This is a genomic window from Gemmata sp. (assembly GCF_051859125.1).
Taxonomy (GTDB): Bacteria; Planctomycetota; Planctomycetia; order Gemmatales; family Gemmataceae; genus Gemmata.
Window position 1 is genome coordinate 1 of sequence record NZ_JBHYGG010000036.1, and the last position, 20,796, is coordinate 20,796.

The following is a 20,796-nucleotide window of genomic DNA, read 5'->3' on the forward strand; positions in this document are numbered from 1 at the left end:
GGCGCAAGGGCTGGCATCCTACCCACAACCACCGCTATCGTGAAGAACCTCTAATGCTTTTGGTTTGTAGGAGCCGGCCTCCGTGGCGGCCCGCGTGAGGCGAACGATTCAACAGAGCAGCGCCGGGTGCGGCCGCTACTCGGGCTCGTTCGCGCAGTGGATGCACAACCGGGCGTAGGGGACCGCGTCGAGGCGGGCGCGGGAGATGCCGCGGCCGCACCGGTCGCACCGGCCGAACGCCCCGGCTTCGGTCCGGGCCAGGGCCGCGGCGATCTCGCCCTGCATGGCCCGCTCGGTCCCCAGGATGGCGACGGCGGCGCGGTCCTCGGCGGTGCGGGTCGCGAGGTCCGCGTCGTGCGCCGGCTGGTGGTCGGGGTTGCGCACCGGCCCGTCGGCCGGGCGGAGCGCCTCGGCTTCCAGTTCCGCGACCTTCTCGGCGACGCGGTCGGCGGCGGTCTGGAGCTGGAGGCGGTACTCGCGCAGTTCTTGGAGCGTCAGCGGCTGCGTGCTCATCGCGGTCTCCGGTTCGTGTTGCGTACCGTGCTGCAAAGCAACCCGCGTACCACACCGGCGCGCCTCATTCGGACGTGGCGAATCAAGCGGCTCGCTCGAACCCGGGAGCGGATCGCAGCACCGGCGGTGTGCGGTCCCGGCTTCGAGTGTGCGGCAGGTGTGCGGGGCCGCATCACCACCGCGGAGAGATCCCGCGCCCGAGGCCACAATTCTCCGAATCGCGATTTGACACGGGGGCGGTCGTTGCGCACTTGAACATGTGAACAGTTCATGTGCCGACGGGAGCCGCACCATGACACCGAATACGACTCGACCGCCGACGGCGTTCCCCTGGCCGCAGGGCGGCGTCATGCGGCTGATAGCCCTGTACCTCCGCCCCGGTGCGGAGAGCGCCGCGGGCGACTCCTGTGCGGACCGGCCGCCCCTCGCGTCACCGCACGGGGCGGACGCGGACCCGGGCGTCGGCGACGCGGCACCCCTCGCCCGGCGGGAACGCGAAGATCGGGTTCAGGTCGATCTCCGCGATCTCGGGCACCTCCTCGGCGAGCCGCGAGAGCCGCAACAGCGCCTCCTCGAGCGCGGCGACGTCGGCCGGCGGGTGCCCGCGGTACCCTTCCAACAGGCGGAAGCCGCGGATCCCGCGGACCATCTCGGCCGCGTCGCGGTCGGTGAGCGGGGCCACGCGGAACGCCACGTCGCCCAGCACCTCGACGTGGACCCCGCCGAGCCCGAACGCGACGAGCGGGCCGAACAGCGGGTCGTGGGTCACCCCGGCCATCACCTCGACGCCGCCGCGGAGCATCGGCTGCACGGTCACCCCGTCCATCGCGTCGGGGTGGTCGCCGCCCCGGACCGTCTCCCGGATGTCGGCGAACGCGGCCCGCACCCCGGCCGCGGTGGTCAGGCCGAGGTGGACGCCCCCGACGTCGCTCTTGTGAATGATCCGCCGCGACGCGAGCTTGACCGCGACCGGGAACCCGACCCGCTCGGCGGCGGCGGCGGCCTCGTCGGCGGTGCCGGCGAACTCCGTCGGCACCAGGGGCAGCCCGGCGGCCTCGAGCACGGCCCGCGCCTCGTCGGGCGCGAGCCAGTCGCCGCCGCGCTTGGCGGCAACCTCCCGGCACACGCTCTGCGCGATGGCGAGGTGCAGGTCCGGGAAGTCCGGGTACGCTCCGTCGGGCTGGTCGCGCCACGCGCCGTAGGCGGCGACCTTGCCGAGCACGCGGGCGGGGGTCTCGGGGAACGGGTAGCACGGGACCCGCTCGCCGGGGCACTCCACGAACCCGCGGTCCGCGTCCTGGTCGAGGACGCACGCGAGGACCGGAACGCCGGTCGCGCCGGCGGCGCGGGCGCCGGCGACCGCGGAGGCGATCGCCTTCCGCACGTCGCCCGGCTCCGCGAGCCCGACCGGCGTGTACAGGACGAGGACGGCGTCGAACTCGCCCGAGGTGAGGACCGCGTCGATGGCCCGGCGGTACGCCTCGGGGCCGGCCGCGGCGATGAGGTCGATCGGGTTCCCGACGCTCGCGGCCGCGGGGAGCAGCACCGCGAGCCGGTCCCGCAGCGCGACGGACGGCTCGGGGACCGCGAGACCGCTGGCCTCGCAGGCGTCGGCGCTCAGGACGCCGGGGCCGCCCGCGTTGGTGACGATGGAGACCCGGCGGCCGCGGGGCACGGGCTGGCTCCCGAGCGTCAGCGCGAGGTCGAACATCTCTTCGAGCGACGCGGCCTGGATCACACCCGTCTGCCGGAACAGCGCCTGGACCGCGGTCGCGTTCGTGGCCAGCGCCGCGGTGTGCGACCCGGCCGCGCGGCCCCCGGACCGCGTGAGCCCGCTCTGGAGCACGACCACCGGCTTGCGGCGGCCGACCCGCCGGGCGATCCGGGCGAACCGCCGCGGGTTCCCGAACGACTCCAGGTACAGCAGTACGACGTCGGTGTTCGGGTCCTCCTCCCAGTACTGGAGCAGGTCGTTGCCCGAGACGTCGGCCTTGTTCCCGACGCTGGCGAACGTGGAGAACCCGAGCCCGTACCGGGCGGCGGCCCCCATCGCGGCGAGGCCGACGGCCCCGCTCTGCGACGACATCCCGATGCGCCCGGGGGGCGGGAACGTCGGAGCGAACGTGGCGCTGAGCCGCACCCCGGCGTCGGCGTTGAGCACGCCCAGGCAGTTCGGCCCGACCATCCGCATCCCGTACCCGCGGACCTTCTCGACCAGCGCCCGCTGGAGCACGGCCCCGTCGCCGCCCACCTCGGCGAACCCGGCGGTGAGGACGACGACCGCCCGCACGCCGGCCGCGGCGCAGTCGTCCACCGCACCCAGCACGGCAACGGCCGGGACCGCGATCACGGCGAGGTCGACCCGCTCGGGGAGGTCGCGGGCCGCTGGGTACGCCCGGAGCCCCGCAACAGTCGCGGCCCTCGGGTTCACGGGGTAGATCCCGCCGCGGAACCCGGCCCGGATCGCCCCCTCCAGGACGCGGTGCCCGATGGCCCCGGGGTCGCGGGACGCGCCGACGACGGCGACCGCGTTCGGGCGGAAGAACGGCACCAGCGACGCCACGGTCGCGACCCGGTCCCGCAGTTCCTCGCGGCCGACGCTGGCCGCGGTCGGCACGACGCCCAGGTCGATCTCGATCCCCCCGCGGGTCACCTGGTCCCGGACCTCGAACCCGGACTCGCGGAACACCCGCATCATCGGCGTGTTGTCCAGCGACGTGACCGCCCAGAACCGCACGAACCCGTGCCGCACCGCGAGCAGCGCGAGCCGCTCCAGCAGCAGCGGGCCGAGCCCCTTTCCCTGGAACGCGTCGGCGACCGCGAGCGCGACCTCGGCCGACCGGGCGTCGCGGGCGATGTACGAGCCGGTGGCGATGACCCGGGCGTCGGCCTCGGTCCCGCGGGTGACCACGAGCGTCAGCGCCGAGTGCGGGTCCGGCTCGGCCGCCAGCCGGGTGATGAGGTCCGGCCCCGGCATCGAGGCCGACATGAACCGGCGGTACCGCGACTCCACCGACAGGTCGCGGAAGAACCGCGTGAGCGCGTCGCGGTCGCCGGGGCGGGCCGGCCGCACGTGCGCGACGGTCCCGTCGCGGAGGATCAGGCGGCCGCGCTCCTCGCTGTCCTGGGCCGGAACGGGGACGAACCGCGGGCGGGTGGTGCCGGCCATTTCGTGAGTCTCGCCGTGAGGGGGTGCCACGCCCAACGCACCCGTCGTGCCAGTTGCTGCGCCTGTATCGAAGTGTCCAATCTGCCACAACGGACGCGATTTGGGAACCGCCACCCGGCCGCCGCGGTCAGAACCGCACACCCGGTGTGCCGCCCCCGCACAGCCGTGGCCGCGTTGGCGCGCCGTGTGGCTTCTCGCTTCCGACGGGCCGCCGCGCGGTGTACGATCATACCCAATCCGACTGGATCGCGGGTCTCAGTTGTCCTTGGTGGGGCAGGCATTCTTGCCTGCCTCCCGACGCGCCCGAAGGCAGGCAAGAATGCCTGCCCCACCAGACAAAAGCGAATCCAGGAGATCCGGTATCCCCTGCCGGCCCACCGTATCGAAGGTGCCCACATGCGTCTCGCATTGCTCGCCGGCCTGTTCGCGCTCGCAACCGCCCTCGTCGGAGCGGCCGCACCGCCGGCCCCGGGGTACACGCCGAAGGTCGCGGTGTCCGCGCCGACGCGGCTCGACTGGGCGTACCTCGTCAGCAACCGGAGTCCCGCCGAGCCGCCGGCCGACCTCGCGGGGAAGGGGTACGACTCCGCGAAGCAGAGCTACGAGCTGTTCGTTCCCGCACGCAAAGACGTCAAGAAGCCGCTGCCCGCGATCGTGTTCATCTCGGCGGGCGACGAACCGGCCGGGTGGAAGGCGTTCGAGCCGCTGTGCAAGGACAAGGGGTTCGTGTTCATCGGGGTCCGCGGGGCCGGCAACAACGTGGACGGCCCGAAGCGGGTCCGCGTCATCCTCGACTGCCTCGACGACGTCCGCCGGCACCTCCCGCTCGACCCGGACCGCACCTACACCACCGGCATCTCGGGCGGCGGCCGCATCGCGTGCTCGCTGGCGTTCGCGCTGCCCGAGTATTTTGGGGGCGTGATCCCCTTGTGCGCCGGCGGCGACCTCCGCGACGAGCAGTGGCTCCGGTTCCGCGCCGCCGACCGCCTGAGCGCCGCGCTCATCACCGGCGAGAGCGACTTCAACCGCGGCGAGGTGGAGCGGTGGAAGGGGCCGATGTGGAAGGAACTGGGCATCCGCACGAAGGTGTGGACCGTGCCGAAGATGGGCCACACGGTCCCACCGGCCGCGGTCCTGGCCGAGGCGGTCGCGTGGCTCGACCAGGGGGCCGACGCACGCGCCGCACTCGCCAAGAAGTACCCCGCGAGCCGAGCGACGCCGGACGGCGCGCCGTCGCGGGCCGACGCGTCCAAGGCGCTGCTCAAGGAGGGCCAGGAGTTGCTCGCGGCGCGTGCGACCGAGTACCGCGGGCTCATGACCGTGAAGGGCGTGTCCGAGCGCTGGCCCGACACCGACGCGGGGAAGGCCGCCCGCAAACTGCTGGAGAGCTACGAGGCGAAGGCCGAGAAGCCGTGGGAAGCGGAGGACGTCGCGGAACTTCGCAAGCAGTTCACCGCCGAGGCGCGTTCCCTGGGCGACTACGCGATCAACGGCATCCCGACCGGCTCGCCCTACGAGAAGGACCGGCCCGCGATGGCGAAGCGTGCCATCGACCTCTGGGGCGCGCTCATCGGCGACGCCCCGAACTCGCCGCTCGCGAAGGAAGGCAATGCCCGCGTCGCCGAGCTGGAAGCGCTCGTGAAGAAGAAGTGAAGCGCGGCAGAATTTGCGTGGCTCGGGTCCGCGGCGCGTGGTATCCTTGACGTACTGCCTGCGTTCCCGCCAGCACCGCTCCGCCTCCGTGGTTCCCCCTGATGCGCCTCCGTCCAAGCCTGTTGGCTATTCCGCTCCTCAGCGCAATCGTGTGCCTCGCCCAGCAAGCGGAGCCGCCGGCCGTTGCCGCACAACCGAAGGCCGAGCCCGCCTTTAACGCCGCCGGCGTCGCGTTCCTCAAGACGCACTGCGCCGGGTGCCACTCCGGGGCCAAGCCGAAGGCCGACTTCCGCGTCGATCAGTTCACCGACGAGGCGGCGCTGCTGAAGGACCGCAAGGCGGCGCAGCGGGTGCTCGACGTGCTCAAGGCCGGCGAGATGCCGCCCGAGTCGAAGCCGAAGCCGGCGCTCGCCGATCAGGAAGCGTTCGTGAAGGCGGTCGAGGGCGCGTTCCACCGGCACGACGCGACCGCGAAGCCCGACCCGGGCCGCGTCACCATGCGGCGGCTCAACCGCAACGAGTACAACCACACAATCCGCGACCTCGTCGGCGTGGACTTCAACCCCGCCGAGGACTTCCCGTCCGACGACGTCGGCTACGGGTTCGACAACATCGGCGACGTGCTGACGGTCCCGCCGGTGCTGCTGGAGCGTTACCTCGCCGCGGCCGAGTCGATCATGCGGCAGGCGGTCACTCCGGTGCCGCCGCCGGTCACGGCGCGCTGGCAGGGCGGGCAGTACACCGAGCCGGCGAGCGCCAAGGTGCCGCTCAAGAACAACTGGCGGGCGATCACCGTCGGCGACGCGAAGGCGGACGGCGTCGCGACCGGCCCGGTCCACACGCCGTACAAGGTGCCCGACAACGGCAGCGGCGAGTTCACCTTTCGGACGCGGCTGTACGCCGAGACGACCGGCACCAAGCCCGTGAAGGTCGCCGTACTGGCGGTGTGCGACAAGACCGCGCCCGGCCTCGCGACCGACGACGACATCAAGCAACTCTCGGGGGCCAACGTCGCCGGCCTGCGGCCGTACAGGATCGTGCAGACCCTCGAGGTCAAGGCCCGCACCGAGAAGGAGGCGCAGCAGCAGACTGTGAAGGTCACCGGGGTGCCCGGCCTGCACCGCATGGCGCTCGCCCTGGTGAAGCCCGAGGACGGCGAGCCGAACCCGACGGTGTACCTGCAATTCATGGCGCTCGACGGCCCGCTCGACAGCCGCCCGGCCACGCACCACAAGCTCCTGGCGTGCGACCCGAAGGCCACGCCGGCCGAGCAGTCGCGGCAGGTCTTGGAGCGGTTCGCGGGCCGTGCGTACCGTCGGCCCGCAACGAGGGACGAGGTCGATCGGCTCATCAAGGTCGCCGACAGCGTGATCTCGAAGGGCGAGAAGTGGGAAGCGGGGATGCAACTCGCGATGACGGCGGCGCTGTGCTCGCCGAAGTTCCTGTTCCGCGTCGAACTCGACGATCGCGCCGCCAGCGCCGAGCCGCACCCGATCGACGAGTACCAGCTCGCGTCGCGGCTCTCGTACTTCCTCTGGGCGACGATGCCCGACCAGGAACTGTTCGACCTCGCGGCGAAGAAGCAGCTCACCCCGCAGCTCGACGCCCAGGTGAAGCGCATGCTCTGCGACCCGCGGGCGAAGACGCTCACCGACCACTTCGTGATGCAGTGGCTCCAGCTCCAGCCGCTGCGCAACGCCCAGCCGGACGCCAAGAAGTTCCCGCAGTTCAACGAGCCGCTCCGGGCCGCGATGGTGCAAGAAACGAAGTTGTTCTTCGAGGAAATCGTTCGCGAGGACCGCAGCGTCCTCACGGTTCTCGACGCCGATTTCACCTACCTGAACGCCCCGCTCGCCCGGCACTACGGCATCGCCGACACCGCCGGGAACCGCGTGGGGCAGGACGCGAAGAGCAAGCGGCCCGGCGGCCAGCCGTTCCGCAACGAGCAGTTCGTGCGCGTGAACCTCGCCGCCACCGGCCGCGGCGGCGTGCTGACGCAGGCGAGCGTGCTCACGGTGACCTCGAACCCCGGCCGCACCAGCCCCGTGAAGCGCGGCCGCTGGGTGCTGGAGCAGATCCTCGGCACCCCACCGCCCCCGCCGCCGCCGAACGTCCCCGAACTGGAGAAGGACGGCAAGCCCGTCTCCGCCGGCACGCTCCGCCAGCAGATGGAAGCGCACCGGGCGAACCCCGCGTGCGCCAACTGCCACGCGAAGATGGACGGCCTCGGCTTTGGGCTGGAGAACTTCGACGCGGTCGGCGCGTTCCGCACCAAGGACGGCGACGCGGCGATCGACTCGTCGGGCGAACTCCCCGGGAACCTGAAGTTCACCGGCCCCACCGAACTCAAGCAGATCCTGCTCGGCAAGAAGGACCTGTTCGCGAAGTGCCTCACCGAGAAGCTCATGACTTACGGCCTCGGCCGCGGGCTCGACTACTACGACCGCCGCGCCGTCGATCAGGTCGTCGCCGCGGCCGCGAAGAACGACTACAAGCTGTCCGTGCTGATCGCCGAAATCGTCAAGAGCGACCCGTTCCGCCTGCGCCGCGGTAAAGACAAGATCAACGATTAGCCACGGATGAACACAGATGAAACACGGATCAGACGAAGGCACGGAACCATTGTTGTGAAACCCTGAGTGGTCCACGCACCCGGTTTGTGATCTCGGCTCTATCCGTGTTTCATCTGTGTTCATCCGTGGCTACTCTGCGGTTTCTTCGCCACCCACCCGGAGATGACCATGACCGCCCGCATTTCCCGCCGCACCGCCCTTCGCGGGCTCGGCGTCTCGGTGTCGCTCCCGTGGCTGGAGGCGATGGCCCCGCTGACCGCGTGGGCGGCCGGGGCGGAGACGAAGAACCCGGCCCCGAACCGGGTGTGCTTCTGCTACGTCCCGAACGGCATGAACATGCCCGACTTCACGCCGAAGGCCGAAGGTAAGGACTTCGAGCTGACGCCGATCCTGGAGCCGCTCAAGGCGGTGAAGGACGACCTGCTCGTCCTCACCGGCCTTACCGCCGACAAGGCCCGTGCGCACGGCGACGGCGGCGGCGACCACGCCCGCGCGCTCGGGGCGTTCCTCACCGGCGCTCAGCCCAAGAAGACCGACGGCGTGGACATCCGCGCCGGCATCTCGGTCGACCAGGTCGCCGCGGCCCGGCTCGCCGACAAGACCCGGCTCCCGTCGCTCGAACTCGGCGGCGAGCACGGCGGCATGGCCGGGAACTGCGACTCGGGGTACAGCTGCGTGTACTCGTCCACCATGTCGTGGCGGTCGGCCACCCAGCCGCTGCCGAAGGAAGTGAACCCGAAGATCGTCTTCGAGCGACTGTTCGCCACCAAGCCCGACGGCGAGCGGCAGAAGCAGGACGCCCGCCGCCGCAGCGTCCTCGACTTCGTCCGCGACGACTCGAAGGAGCTCGAACAGAAGCTCGGGGCGAACGACAAGCGGAAGCTCGACGAGTACTTCTCGGCCGTCCGCGACGTGGAACTTCGGATCGAGCGGGCCGAGAAGATGCCGCCGGTGAAGACGCCCGACTACAAGGCTCCCACCGGCATCCCCGCCAACTACGAGGAGCACGTCAAGCTGCAGTACGACCTCATCGCCCTCGCGTTCCAGACCGACGTGACGCGGGTGGTCACGTTCGTGCTGGCCAACGAGGGGAGCAACAAGACGTACCCGATGGTCGGCGTGCCCGAGGCGCACCACGAGCTGTCGCACCACGACAACAAGCCCGAGAAGCGGGCGAAGATCCGCGACATCAACAAGTTCCACACCACCCAGCTCGCGTACCTGCTCACGAAGCTCAAGGGGATCAAGGAGGGCGACGGCACGCTCCTCGACCACTCCATGATCGCGTTCGGCAGCGGCAACAGCGACGGCAACGCCCACAACCACGACGACCTGCCGATCCTGGTCGCGGGGAAGGGGTGCGGCACCATCAAGACCGGCCGCCACGTCCGCTACGCGAAGGAGACGCCGCTCAACAACCTGTGGCTCTCGATGCTCGACCGGATGGACGTGAAGCTGTCGAACCTCGGCGACAGCACCGGCAAGCTCGCCGACCTGGGGTGAAGGTGGGCGACTCACTCCGTGAGTCGCGCCCCGGCGCGGTTGGGGGATCCGGTGAGCCGCGTAGCGCGGTTGGTGTCACTCGCGGAGCGAGTGACCTACCTTGAACGACACCGGGCCGCGGGTGAACCCCGCGGCCCGGCTGCGTCTTCGGGCTGTCCACTTCAAGACCTGGTCCGCGGAAGGCTCACGGCACCGCCGGGCGATCTGCTTGAACAAGTTCGGCCGAACCGCGACCCGCGAGGTTGTCCCAGTCGGCCGAACTTGTTCAAGCAGATCGCCCGCAAGCGGTGCTGGAACAGCCTTCCCCGGGTCGCATCGCAAGGCAAACGCTCGGGTGACGCATCATCACCCTGTTGCAGAGCAACGAGCTGGACTCGCGCCCGAAAACGACACGAGCTTACTCGACCTTCGGGTCCGGTGCAACCGCCGGAGGTGCGGTCGGCTCGGGCGGCGGCTCGGGTGCGGCCGGGGGCGGAGCGACCTCCACCGGAGCGGGTGCGACGGCTCGGTGCCCGTGCTCGGCTTCCAGGTGAACGTGAATGACCTCGCCCGGCCGCAGCTTCGGCGGGCCGTTCTTCAACTCGATCAGCCACTGGATCGCGACGTAGAACACCGGCACGAAGAACACCGCGAGGACCGTCGAGGTGATCATCCCGCCGAACACCGCCGTGCCCAGCGCCTGGCGGCTCGCGGCCCCGGCCCCGGTCGCGAACACCAGCGGCGCGACGCCGAGGATGAACGCGAAGCTGGTCATGATGATCGGCCGGAACCGCATCCGGGCGGCCTCGGCCGCGGCCCCGTGGATGCTCCGCCCGGCCAGCCGCAGCTCGCGGGCGAACTCCACGATCAGGATCGCGTTCTTGCTCGCCAGCGCGATGATGAGCACGATGCCGATCTGCGTGTAGATGTTGTTGTCGAACCCGCGGATCTGCACCGCCCCGACGACGCCGAGCAGCCCGAGCGGCACCACGAGGATCACCGCGAACGGGAGCAGCCAGCTCTCGTACTGGGCCGCGAGGACGAGGTACACGAGGAACACGGCCAGCCCGTAGACCAGCACCGCCTCGCCGCTGACCCGCTTCTCCTGGAACGAGATCCCGCTCCACTCGTACCCCATCGTCGCGGGCAGCGCCCGGTCCGCGATCTCCTCCATCTCCCGGAGCGCGTCGCCGGAGCTGGCCCCCTCGGCCGCCTGCCCCTGGAGCTGGGCCGTCGGGTACAGGTTGTACCGGATGATGGACTGCGGGCCGACCTGGACCTCGTCCGAGAGCAGCGTGCCCAGGGGCACCCGCGGCCGCGGCAGCGACTTGCCGTCGGTGCCCACCGCGTCCTCGCGGCCGGGCACCTCGAGCCGCTTGATGACCGACGGGTCGGCCCGGAAGCGCGCGTCGGCCTGCACCCGCACCTGGTAGGTGCGGCCGAACTTGTTGAAGTCGTTCACGTACACCGAGCCCAGGTTCGTCTGGAGCGTGGCGAACACGTCGTTCATCTTCACGCCCATTTTCTCGGCCTTCTGCCGGTCGATGTTCAGGTACACCTGCGGCACCCCGGCCCGGAACAGGGTCCGCGCGTAGGCCACGGAACTGGGCCGGGCCGCCGGCTGGAACATGGCCTGGAGGCCGCCCGGCTTCGGCGCGTCGCCGGCGGCCGCTTGCTGCCGGGCCATGACGTCCATCATGATCGCCTGGGTCCGCTCCTGGAGCACGTCGAGCCCGACGCCCTCGCGGTCCTCGATCTGCATCTGGAACCCGCCGGCGAACCCGAGCCCCTGGATCGACGGCGGCACCAGCACCAGCGTGAACGCCTCGCGCATACTCCCGAGTTCGGCCTCGACCCGCTTCACCAGCACCTCCTGCTGGAGGTCCGGGGTGGTCCGCTCCTTCCAGTCCTTCCAGGCGATGAACGCGGTCGCGGCGTTCGGGGCGGCGGTGCCGTCGAGGAGCGAGAACCCGCCCAGGACGAACCAGTTCTCGACCCCGGGGGTGTTCCGGAACGCGGTGTTGATCTTGTCCACCAGCTCGTTCGTGCGGTCCAGCGAGGCCGAGTCCGGGAGCTGCGCGGCGATGATGATGTACCCCTGGTCCTCGACCGGGAGGAACCCGGTCGGGGTCTTCTGGTACAGCACCCCGGTGACGCCCGCCACGCCGACGAACACGAGCAGCACCACCGGCCACACCTTCAGGAGCTGCCGGACCGACCAGGCGTACACCCGCTCGACCGGGCGGTACACGGCGTCGAACAGGCGGGTGAACACGTTCTTCTTGGCGACCGGCTTGAGCCACAGGGCGCACTGGGCGGGCTTCAGCGTCAGCGCGTTGACGGCGCTGATGAGGGCGGTCGCCGCGATGGTCAGCGCGAACTGCCGGTACATCTCGCCGGTGATCCCGCTGAGGAACGCCGTCGGGATGAACACGGCCATGAGCACCAGGGTGATGGAGATGACCGGCCCGGTCACCTCGTCCATCGCCTTGATGGTCGCCTCGCGGGGCGCGAGCCCCTGCTCGATGTGGTGGCTGGCGTTCTCCACGATCACGATCGCGTCGTCCACCACGATGCCGATCGCGAGGATCAGCCCGAACAGGGTCAGCAGGTTGATCGAGAACCCGAGGAACGGCATGAACGCGAACGCGCCGATGATGGTGATCGGCACCGTCGTCGCCGGCACGAACAGCGCCCGCCAGCTCTGGAGGAAGATGAGGATCACGATGAGCACGAGCACCCCGGCCTCGCCGAGGGTGACGTACACCTCGTGGATCGCCGACTCCACGAACTTGGTCGTGTCGAACGGGATGCTGTACTCGACCCCCGGGGGGAGCGACGGCTTGACCTTCTCCATCGCGGCCCGGACCCGGGCGGCCACGTCCAGTGCGTTCGAGTTGGGGAGCTGGTACACGAGCAGGTTGGCGGCCGCGAACCCGCTCCGGGACGAGAACGAGTCGTACGTCTGCGCGCCGAGTTCGACCTCGGCCACGTCCCGCAGGTACACGGGCTGCCCGCCCCCGCCGGACCGCACGATGATCTCCCGGAACTGGCTCGGGTCGCTGAGCCGCCCGAGGGTGTTCACCGTGAGCTGGAACCGCTGCCCGGACGGGTTCGGGGGCTGCCCGACCTGCCCGGCGGCGACCTGCACGTTCTGCCGCGCGAGCGCCGCGGTCACCTCCTGGGTGGTGATGTCGCGGGCCGCGAGCTTGTCCGGGTCGAGCCAGACCCGCATGGCGTACGCGCCGACCCCGCGGACCGCGATGTCGCCGACCCCGGCGACCCGGCTCAACTCGTCGCGGAGCTTGAGGGTCGCGTAGTTCGAGAGGAACAGGCCGTCGAACGCGCCGGGGAGCGGGTCCACGCGGGCCACGTCGCTGAGCGGCACGGCCGACGTGCCGTCCGGCCCCTTTTTGACCACCACGGCGCGGAGCTTGTCGGCCCCGGCGGGGCCGTCGGGGGCGAACCCGTCGGGCGTGCTGACCCGGTAGAACCCGGGCTTCGCGTCGGCGTGCGGCTCGACCTTCACCCCGCCCGTGCCGCCGGCGGTGCGGACCGCGGCCAGGGCCTCGTCGGCCGTGACCCCGCGGCCGCGGTCGGCGAGCCCCGCGGGGTCGAGCGTCAGGTCGAACGCGGACTTCGGGGGCGGCGACGTGAGCGAGATCGCCATGATGATGTTCGACGACTGCTTCTTCACCGACACGCCCTGCCGCCGCACCTCCTCGGGCAGTTGCGGCTCGGCGATGGCGACGCGGTTCTGCACGAGCACCTGCGCCTCTTCGAGGTTGGTGCCGATCTCGAACGTAATGGTGAGGCTGTACGACCCGTCGGAGGAACTCGTCGAGGACATGTACATCATGTTCTCGACGCCGTTGATCTGCTGCTCGATCGGCGCGGCGACGGTGTCGGCCACGACCTTGGCGTTCGCGCCCGGGTAGTTCGTGGTCACCTGCACGGTCGGGGGGGTGATCGAGGGGTACCGCTCGACCGGGAGCTTGTAGAGCGCGACGGTGCCGAACAGGAGCGTGACGATGGCGATCACGTTCGCGAAGATCGGCCGGTCGATGAAGAAGCGCGAGATCATTCGGGTTGGTCCGGTGACGTGAGCGGGTGAGCGTGAAGCCGGCCTCGGGCGAGCCGGGAGCGTGAGCGACCGGAGGGCCGTTCTCTACGCTCCCGGCTCGCCGAAGGTGTCACTTCTTGGGGGACGGGGCCGCCGGGGCGGGCGGGTGCATGGCCCACTCCTCGGGCGCGACGGGCGCGCCCGGCCGGGACCGCTGGAGGCCGTCGACGATGACGCGGTCGTCGGGCTTGAGGCCGGCCGTGACCGCGATCATGGAGCGGACCGGCCGGCGGGCCGGGACCGGCGGCCCCTTCTCGGGGGGGGGCGGCGGGGTCGGGTTCACCAGCGTCCAGCTCGGGGCCACCACGCCCGGCTCGGGCGGCGGGGCCTTCCACACCGACGGGCCGAGCGTGACGATCCGCTTCTCGACCACGTTGTTCGCCCCCACGACGTACAGGTACCGGCCCTCCTGGCCCGTCATCACGGCGTCCTCGGGGAGCACGAGCTGGGGCCGCGGCGGGCCCTTGGGCACCTTCACCTGGACGTACTCGCCCGGGAAGAACACCCGCACCTCGGACGACTGCCGGTACGGGTTGGGCATGACCCCGCGGGCGCGGACCGTGCCCGTGTTGGTGTTGATCCGGGCCTCGACGTAGTCGATCTCGCCCGGGAACCACGTCGTGTCCGGGCCGGGCACCCGGATGAGCATGGGGACCCGGCCGGTCGGGGGGTGCGGGAGCCCGAGCCTCTCGGCCTCCCGCAGGTACTCGAGCATGTCCTTCTCGGGCACGTCGAAGTACACGTACAGGTGGTCGACGCGGATCATGACGTTGAGCAGCGTCGGGTCGCTCTGGCCGACGAGGTTCCCCTCGTCCACGATGGTGTGGCCGATCTGCCCGGCGATCTTCGAGCGGATCTCGGTGTACCCGAGCTGGATCTCGGTGGTGTGGAGGGCGGCCTCGGCCGACTCGACGGCGGCCAGCGCCGCCTCGCGGGCGGCCCTCGACGCGGTGTGCTGGGCCTTGTTCACGTCGAGCGTGGCCTGGGCCTTCTCCAGGTCGTTCCGGGACCCGACGGCCTTGCTGACGCCCTCCTCGATCCGCTTCAACTCGGCCCGGGCGAACTCGATCTGGGCCTCCCAGTTCTGGATGTCGGCCGCCGCCTTGGCCGCGTCGGCCCGCGCCTTGGCGACCTCGGCCTTCGCCTTGCTCTGGGCCGTGAGGTACTCGCGCTTGTCGATCTCGTAGAGGAGCGTGTCCTTGGCGATCTCCTTGCCGCCGGTGAAGTTCACCTTGGTGAGGTACCCCTTCACCCGGGCGCGGACCTCGACGGTCTCGATCGCGTCGAGGTTCCCGTTGTACTCGTAGGCGTCGCTGACCGGGGCCGTCCCGGGGCGAACGACGGTCACGGCCGGCGGCTTTGGGGCCGGCGGTCCGGGCTTCGCGCGGTTGCAACCGACGGCGGCGACGAGGGCAACGAGGCCGGCGAGTGCGACGATGCGGTGGAGCGGCATTTACTCACTCGGAACGAAACAAAAGGGCGAAACACACCCCAGCAAAGCAGATACCCGGCGGGCCGGGCGGGCTTACACGCGGGCGCGGAGCCCCGGTACCGGGGGAACGGCCGGGGCTGTCAGCCGCCGTACAGGGCCGCGAGGGCGAGCGCGCCGAGGCCGTAGAAGGTGTACTCGACGTCGGTGCGGTCGTCCCACAGGCCCCCGCGGAACCCGCCGATCGGCCGCTCGCACTCCGCCGCGTACCCCCGCACGGCGGCCCAGTCGAGCCGGTCCGCGGCCCCCAACTGGTCCAGCGACCACCCGCCGGTGAAGGTGGAGAGCAGGTCGGCCGCCGGGATGCGGTCGTTGGCCCGCAACCCGCCCTCGAACGGAGACACCAGCGCGGCCAGAAAGTTCGCGGTCCCGGTGCCTGCGTCGTCGTCGAGTTCGCCGAGGATCTGGAGGACGCCGACGCCGGCCGCGGTGGGGTTGGTGCCGCTCCGCTTCATGGCCGAGATCTCGACGTACCCGTGGTCCGGACGCCGCCGCGACTTCACGAACGCCGCGAGCCGCTCGGGCCCGGGCGTGGGCCGGTCGAGGAGCTGCTGGCACAGCACAACGAGGAAGCTCGTGTAGGTGCTGCCGTGGGGCGCGCCGGGGGTCTTCCCGTAGCCGCCGTCGGGGGTGCGGAACGTCTCGAGCGCCGCCGCGACGCGGTCCCGCCAGTCGGCCGGGGCGCTCGCGAGCACGTCCGGCCCGCCGCCGAGCGGCACAAGGTAACAGCTCACGACGAGCGAGAAGAAGTCGACGACCCCCGCGGTGCCGAGCATCTTCTGGCGGATGAACCCGGCTGCCTTCTCGCAGACGGTGGGGTTCAGGGCCTGCAGCACGGCGAGCGACCGCAGCGCGAACCCGGTGTAGTAGAGGTCCGACCCGCCCTCGCGGCCCGAGAACCCGCCGTCGGCGTTCTGGGCTTCGAGCAGGTACGTCGTGTTCCGCTCGCGCACCTCGGCCGGGAGCTTCTCGATCCCGTCGAGGAGCCGGTTGGTGAGCCGCGTCAGGTACGGTTCCGCGTCCATGGTCTTCATCCTCGCGGGGCGATCGCGACCCGCCGGCCCTCGACGCGGACCCGCCCGGCGGCGACCAGCTCGATGGCTTCAGGGTACGCCTCGCACTCCGCTTCGAACACGCGGGCGGCCAGGGCGTCGGGCGTGTCGCCCTCCTCCACCGGCACGCTCCGCTGCACGACGATCGGCCCCGTGTCGTAGGTGTCGTCGGCAAAGTGGACGGTGCAACCGCTGACCTTCGCTCCGTACGCCAGCACCGCCTCGTGGACGTGGCGGCCGTACATCCCCTTGCCGCCGAACGCCGGGAGCAGGGCGGGGTGGATGTTCAGCACTTTGTGGCGGAACTCCGCGGGGATCGGGAGCAGGTGCAGCCACCCGGCGAGGACCACGAGGTCGGGATTGAACTCGCGGACCGCGGTCCAGACGCGTTCGGGGAACGAGGGGGAGAGGGGGAGAGGGGGTGATACGGAGACAGGAAGCGCGTTTGTCTCCCCCTCTCCCCCTCCTGCCCGGCCGCTTCCCCGCTCAACGATTGCGAAAGGAATCCCCGCGCGGCGCGCCCGCTCGACGCCGAACGCCCCGGCCTTGCTGGAGACGACGCCGACGACCTCGACTCCGAGGCGGCCCGTCGCCGTGCGGTCGATCAAGTTCTGGAGCGTCGTCCCGCCGCCCGAGATCAGGGCGACCAGGCGGGGGCGTGCGGGCATCGGCGGGCGCTCCTGGGAAACCCGCACCGGTCCCGGCGGGTGGTAGTGTATTTCGGCCGCGGTTGTTTTATGCTGAAAGGGATTGCCCGGTGCGACAACCGGGGGCGGAAAGGAACGGCCCGCGGATGGATGGCATCTTCCACGAACTGTCCCGGAAGACGGACCCGGCCAAGGTGCTGGGATACCTTAACTTTTCCGACGGTCGCCCGGACGCCAAATTCCAGAGGGGCATCGCCGACGCGATCGGGTTCCTCGCGGCCGCCGGCCAGGCGCGGCCGTGGGACGCGCTGCACCGCTGGCTCGCCCAGTCGCTCGGGGAACTCGAGGCGTCGGGCTCGCCCGCGTTCCGCGACGCGACACAGGCCCGCGGCGTCCTCGCCGCGGCGCTCGGCCGGCTCCCGGCCGCGTACCGGGCGCACCACGCCGACCTGCTCGCCCACCAGCCGGACGCGGAACTCTTCGTGCCCTTCTTCCTGGCGCGGGCCTGCGAGGCCGTGCTGAGGCAGGGGCCGCCGTGGGACGACGCCGACCGGCTCGTGAGTGGTGCAATCACCTTCCTGAACGACTACGTCGGCTACCGGCCCATCGCGGTCCTCGAGACCCGCCCGAACACGGAGTTCTACCCGCACGAAAAGGTGCGGCCCGTCCCTGTCTACCTCAAGGGCGCGGGCGTGGCCCCGGGCCGCTACGCCGACGTCGTCCGCACCGCGATCGAGTTGCTCGCCAAGACCGACCCGGTGCTGCTCGACGAGGCCAGCTTCACCCCCGACCACCTCGACGAACTGGCGTTCGACCCGCGGGCGCACGACCACTTCCACCCGGTGAACAAGCGGCCGAACGTGCTGTTCGGCGAGTGGGACCCGCACACCATCGACGGCCGCGGGTACTACCGCCGGTTCGTGCTGCGGCAGATGACCCTCGACACGCTCCTGACCTGGGTGAACCCGCAGGGCGAGCCCGCCGGCACGCCCGGGTACTCCGACCCCGCCGAGCGGCTGTTCGAGGCGGCCGCGGTCCTGGCCGGCACGATCCTGATGGGCGCGGGCGTCAGCGGGTCGGGGCCGGCGTTCCACGACTCGACCGTTACGCTCTCGAAGCTCGTGCCGCGGATCGCCCGGTACCGCGACGGGTTTTACCAGCGGCTCCTGAAGACGCTCCCCGGCTCGCACGGGGACCGGCTCCGGGCCGAGGCCGAGAAGCGGCAGCAGGCGTTCGCCGGCGTGCGGCAGTACCTGAACCAGGCCATCGCCACGCAACGGGCGTCGCACCTCCAGGACCGCCGGCTCGCGCAGCTCTACGCCGCGATGGGCTACCCGGCCGCGGCGCGGACCCGGGCCGCGAAGATCTCCGCCCCGGCCGTGCGGTTCGGGACCGAGGTCCGCATCCGCCAGACCGAGGCCGGGTTCGCCGCCGACCGGAACAAGCCCGAAGTTGCCGCGACACTGCTCCGCGAGGTGGAGGACCTGCTCCGCCGCGGGATCGACTGCGGGGCGCTCATCGACCCGTGGAACGTCCTCGGGTACCAGGGGCTGTTCCCGATCTTCCCCGGCCGCGAGGACACGGTCCGCGACCCGCGGGCCGAGGAGCTGACGCACCAGGTCGGCCGCCAGTTCGACCTGTACGCGAAAGCGGTCGCGGCCGCGGCCGTGGCCGGCGACGGGGCCACCCGCGAGGCGCTCGCCGCGAACATGCGCGAGTTCGCCGCGTGGTGGGACCGTTACGCCACGTCCACCGTCAGCGACATGCCGCGGGTCGTCGGCGGCGAGCGGGCCGACGCCGCGGCCCACGTCGCGGCGTCGCTGACCGCGTGGGCGAAGCGGACCCCCGCGTCGAACGACGTGGCGTTCTGGCGCGACCACCGCGAGGGGTTCACCAGCCCGGCCGCGTTCGCACAGGTGATCGAGCCGCTCATCGTCCGCCAGGAGTACCGGGCGGCGACCGCGCTGCTCATGACGTGGCTCTCGGAGGGCGAGACCGTCCCGCTCGAAGACCCGTCGGCGTCGTTCGAGGCGCTGTGCGAGCGGTGGGTGCGGTCCGTCGCGTCGGCCGAGGTGGTGCCGGCCCCGGCCCGCGCCTCGCTCGTCCGCCGGTTCTTCGAGTTGCTGGAGGCGAACGCGAGCGAGGACTGGCTGAACCCCGCCGCGTGGCTCGAAGCCACGGGCACCAAGGGCGAGGACGACGAGAGCGAGGGCTCGGAGTACGAGTCGGCCTATGAAGGGGTGACGTACAAGGACTCGACCGACGACGGCGAGGACAGCTCGGTCGCGGGCGGGGCCGGCGAACCCAAGGGGGCCGGGCACGACTTCCCGCTCGAGGCCGAGGCCGACTCGCTGGAGGAGCGGCTCCGGTTCCTGCACGCGGTCGCCAAGCTGTGGCGGCTCGCGGCCCGGCCCGACCTGTGGCCCCGGGCCGACGCCGCCGGACAGGACGCGGTCGCGGGCTGGCTCGCGAACGCGCACCGCACGCACGCCGCTCTCGTCGGGTTCCTCGACCGCGTGACGGCGATCGTCGTGCCGGACCCGACCACGGGCCACGAGGGGATGATCGAGTTCGACCGCCGCCGGGCGCTCCGCGGGCACCTCCTCGAACTGGGCGTGTCGGCGTGCGTCGAGACGACCCGCGCGGCCCGCGCCCTCGCGGCGGTGCTGGCGGCCGGCCCCGAGCTGCCGGCCGGGCCGGGGAAGGCCGACCGCTCGGGCGGCGCGCCGCCGTGGGAGACGCTGCTGGTGCGGATGGAGCGCGCGATCGGCCGCGGCGACGCCAACGGGGTGCGGTCGGTGCTCCCCGCGTTCGTCGGCCTGTTCCGCACCGAGCCGCTGCTGTACTGTCCCCCGTCCGACGGCGGCAAGCCGCACGAGGTGCTCCGCGCCCAGACGGCGCTGCACGTCCTCGAAGACATGCTCACCCGCCTCCCGCGGCTCGGGCTGCTCCGCGAGACGTTCCACCTGACTAAGCTCGCCCGGCAGATGGAGTGGAACAACCCGCCCGAGGGCCGCCGGGTCAGCAGCTTCGACCAGCTCTTCCGCACGGCGCTGAACGGCGTCGTCGAGACGCTGCTCGTCGCGGCCGCGGACTGGGGCGAGGACGCCGGGCCGGACGGCCCGCTCTCGGGAATGCTGTTCCAGCTCGCCGAGTCGTTCCAGGAACTGTGGGTCCAGCACAGCCAGTCGCTGCGGCTGTCGGTGCTGGAGTCGGTCACCGACGACGACGACTGGGACCCGGTGCGGGGGTTCGTGAAGAAGTACGGCAGCGACCTGTTCACCGTGCCGTTCCTGGGCCTGTCGAACATGCGGGGCATCCTCGCCCGCGGGGTCGCGGCGTGGCTCGACCACGAGGTCGAGCGCGACGAGCACGACAAGCGGCCGAAGCTGATCGAGGAGTGGGCCGGGGGCAACGTCGACCGCAACCGCACCGCCCGGTCCGCCGAGGTGGTGCTCCAGGCGCTCGTCGAGCACTACGAGGAGTACCGCGACTACAACACGACGACCACGCAGTCGGACTACGGCGAGAACATCCACATCCTGCTCGACTTCCTGCGGGTGAAGGTGCGGTACGACCGGTACGCCTGGCGGATGCGGCCGCTGGCGCTCGCGCACGAGGTGCTGTGCAAGCGGGGGAACGACGCGCTCGCCGAGAAGTGGCGCGAGTTCATCGCGGACAAGACCGCGGGCCTCGCCGAGGACCTGATCGACCGCCTCGGCGCGCTCGAGACGCGGTACGGCGTGAAGCTCCGCACCATCCGCGACCGCGTCGAGGAGCGGTTCCTGCTGCCGCTGGAGATCGACCAGGCCGCGGCCCGCGTCGCGCCCGCGGCCGAGGCGGCCCGGAGCGGGGAGGGCGAGGCGAACCCGGCGTTCGTGCGGCTCGCCGCGGCCGTGGAACCGCTCGCCGAGAACGTCAGCGGGGTGGGGCTCGACGTGCCCGCGTGGGTGCGCCGGCTCGAAGAGTCGCTGCGGGCGAAGCGGACCCGCGAACTGGGCGAACCGACCGACCCGCGGCCGTCCGAGGCGCTCAACTTCGACGAGCTCCGCCGGCAACTCGCCGACTGGGACAAGCCCATCGATTAGTCCTCAG

General features: G+C 71.4%; 10 protein-coding genes. 4 read left to right on the forward strand and 6 right to left on the reverse strand.

The window, feature by feature from the left end:
- Positions 1–135 precede the first annotated feature (135 nt).
- Positions 136–513 carry a TraR/DksA family transcriptional regulator gene (locus ACTIGN_RS05165; RefSeq protein ID WP_439621737.1) on the reverse strand — a complete coding sequence of 126 codons (378 nt, stop codon included), beginning with the start codon at positions 511–513 and terminating at the stop codon, positions 136–138.
- Positions 514–943: 430 nt separating this feature from the next.
- Positions 944–3,682 (reverse strand): bifunctional acetate--CoA ligase family protein/GNAT family N-acetyltransferase, encoded by a 2,739-nt coding sequence (locus tag ACTIGN_RS05170; RefSeq protein ID WP_439621738.1) that lies wholly within the window; start codon positions 3,680–3,682, stop codon positions 944–946.
- Positions 3,683–4,078: 396 nt separating this feature from the next.
- On the opposite strand from ACTIGN_RS05170, the gene ACTIGN_RS05175 reads away from it, so the two are divergent.
- From ACTIGN_RS05175 to ACTIGN_RS05185, 3 genes are all read left to right on the forward strand, one after another.
- Positions 4,079–5,335: a hypothetical protein gene (locus ACTIGN_RS05175; RefSeq protein ID WP_439621739.1), complete on the forward strand. Its 1,257-nt coding sequence runs from the start codon at positions 4,079–4,081 to the stop codon at positions 5,333–5,335.
- A 101-nt stretch (positions 5,336–5,436) separates the two neighbouring features.
- Positions 5,437–7,908 (forward strand): DUF1592 domain-containing protein, encoded by a 2,472-nt coding sequence (locus ACTIGN_RS05180; RefSeq protein ID WP_439621740.1) that lies wholly within the window; start codon positions 5,437–5,439, stop codon positions 7,906–7,908.
- 162 nt (positions 7,909–8,070) lie between these two features.
- Positions 8,071–9,411, forward strand: coding sequence for a DUF1552 domain-containing protein (locus ACTIGN_RS05185; RefSeq protein ID WP_439621741.1), 1,341 nt, complete (start codon positions 8,071–8,073; stop codon positions 9,409–9,411).
- Positions 9,412–9,808: 397 nt separating this feature from the next.
- Here the strand turns inward: ACTIGN_RS05185 and ACTIGN_RS05190 are convergent, their stop codons facing one another.
- From ACTIGN_RS05190 to purN, 4 genes are all read right to left on the reverse strand, one after another.
- Complete coding sequence (locus ACTIGN_RS05190; protein ID WP_439621742.1) at positions 9,809–13,474, reverse strand: efflux RND transporter permease subunit; 3,666 nt, start codon at positions 13,472–13,474, stop codon at positions 9,809–9,811.
- Between the two features lie 109 nt (positions 13,475–13,583).
- Complete coding sequence (locus tag ACTIGN_RS05195; RefSeq protein WP_439621743.1) at positions 13,584–14,966, reverse strand: efflux RND transporter periplasmic adaptor subunit; 1,383 nt, start codon at positions 14,964–14,966, stop codon at positions 13,584–13,586.
- Positions 14,967–15,085: 119 nt separating this feature from the next.
- Positions 15,086–16,027 carry a prenyltransferase/squalene oxidase repeat-containing protein gene (locus tag ACTIGN_RS05200; protein ID WP_439621744.1) on the reverse strand — a complete coding sequence of 314 codons (942 nt, stop codon included), beginning with the start codon at positions 16,025–16,027 and terminating at the stop codon, positions 15,086–15,088.
- 5 nt (positions 16,028–16,032) lie between these two features.
- A complete protein-coding gene (gene purN / locus ACTIGN_RS05205; protein ID WP_439621745.1) occupies positions 16,033–16,722 on the reverse strand; it encodes a phosphoribosylglycinamide formyltransferase in 690 nt (229 codons plus the stop codon).
- 125 nt (positions 16,723–16,847) lie between these two features.
- On the opposite strand from purN, the gene ACTIGN_RS05210 reads away from it, so the two are divergent.
- Positions 16,848–20,789: a hypothetical protein gene (locus ACTIGN_RS05210; protein ID WP_439621746.1), complete on the forward strand. Its 3,942-nt coding sequence runs from the start codon at positions 16,848–16,850 to the stop codon at positions 20,787–20,789.
- Positions 20,790–20,796 lie beyond the last annotated feature (7 nt).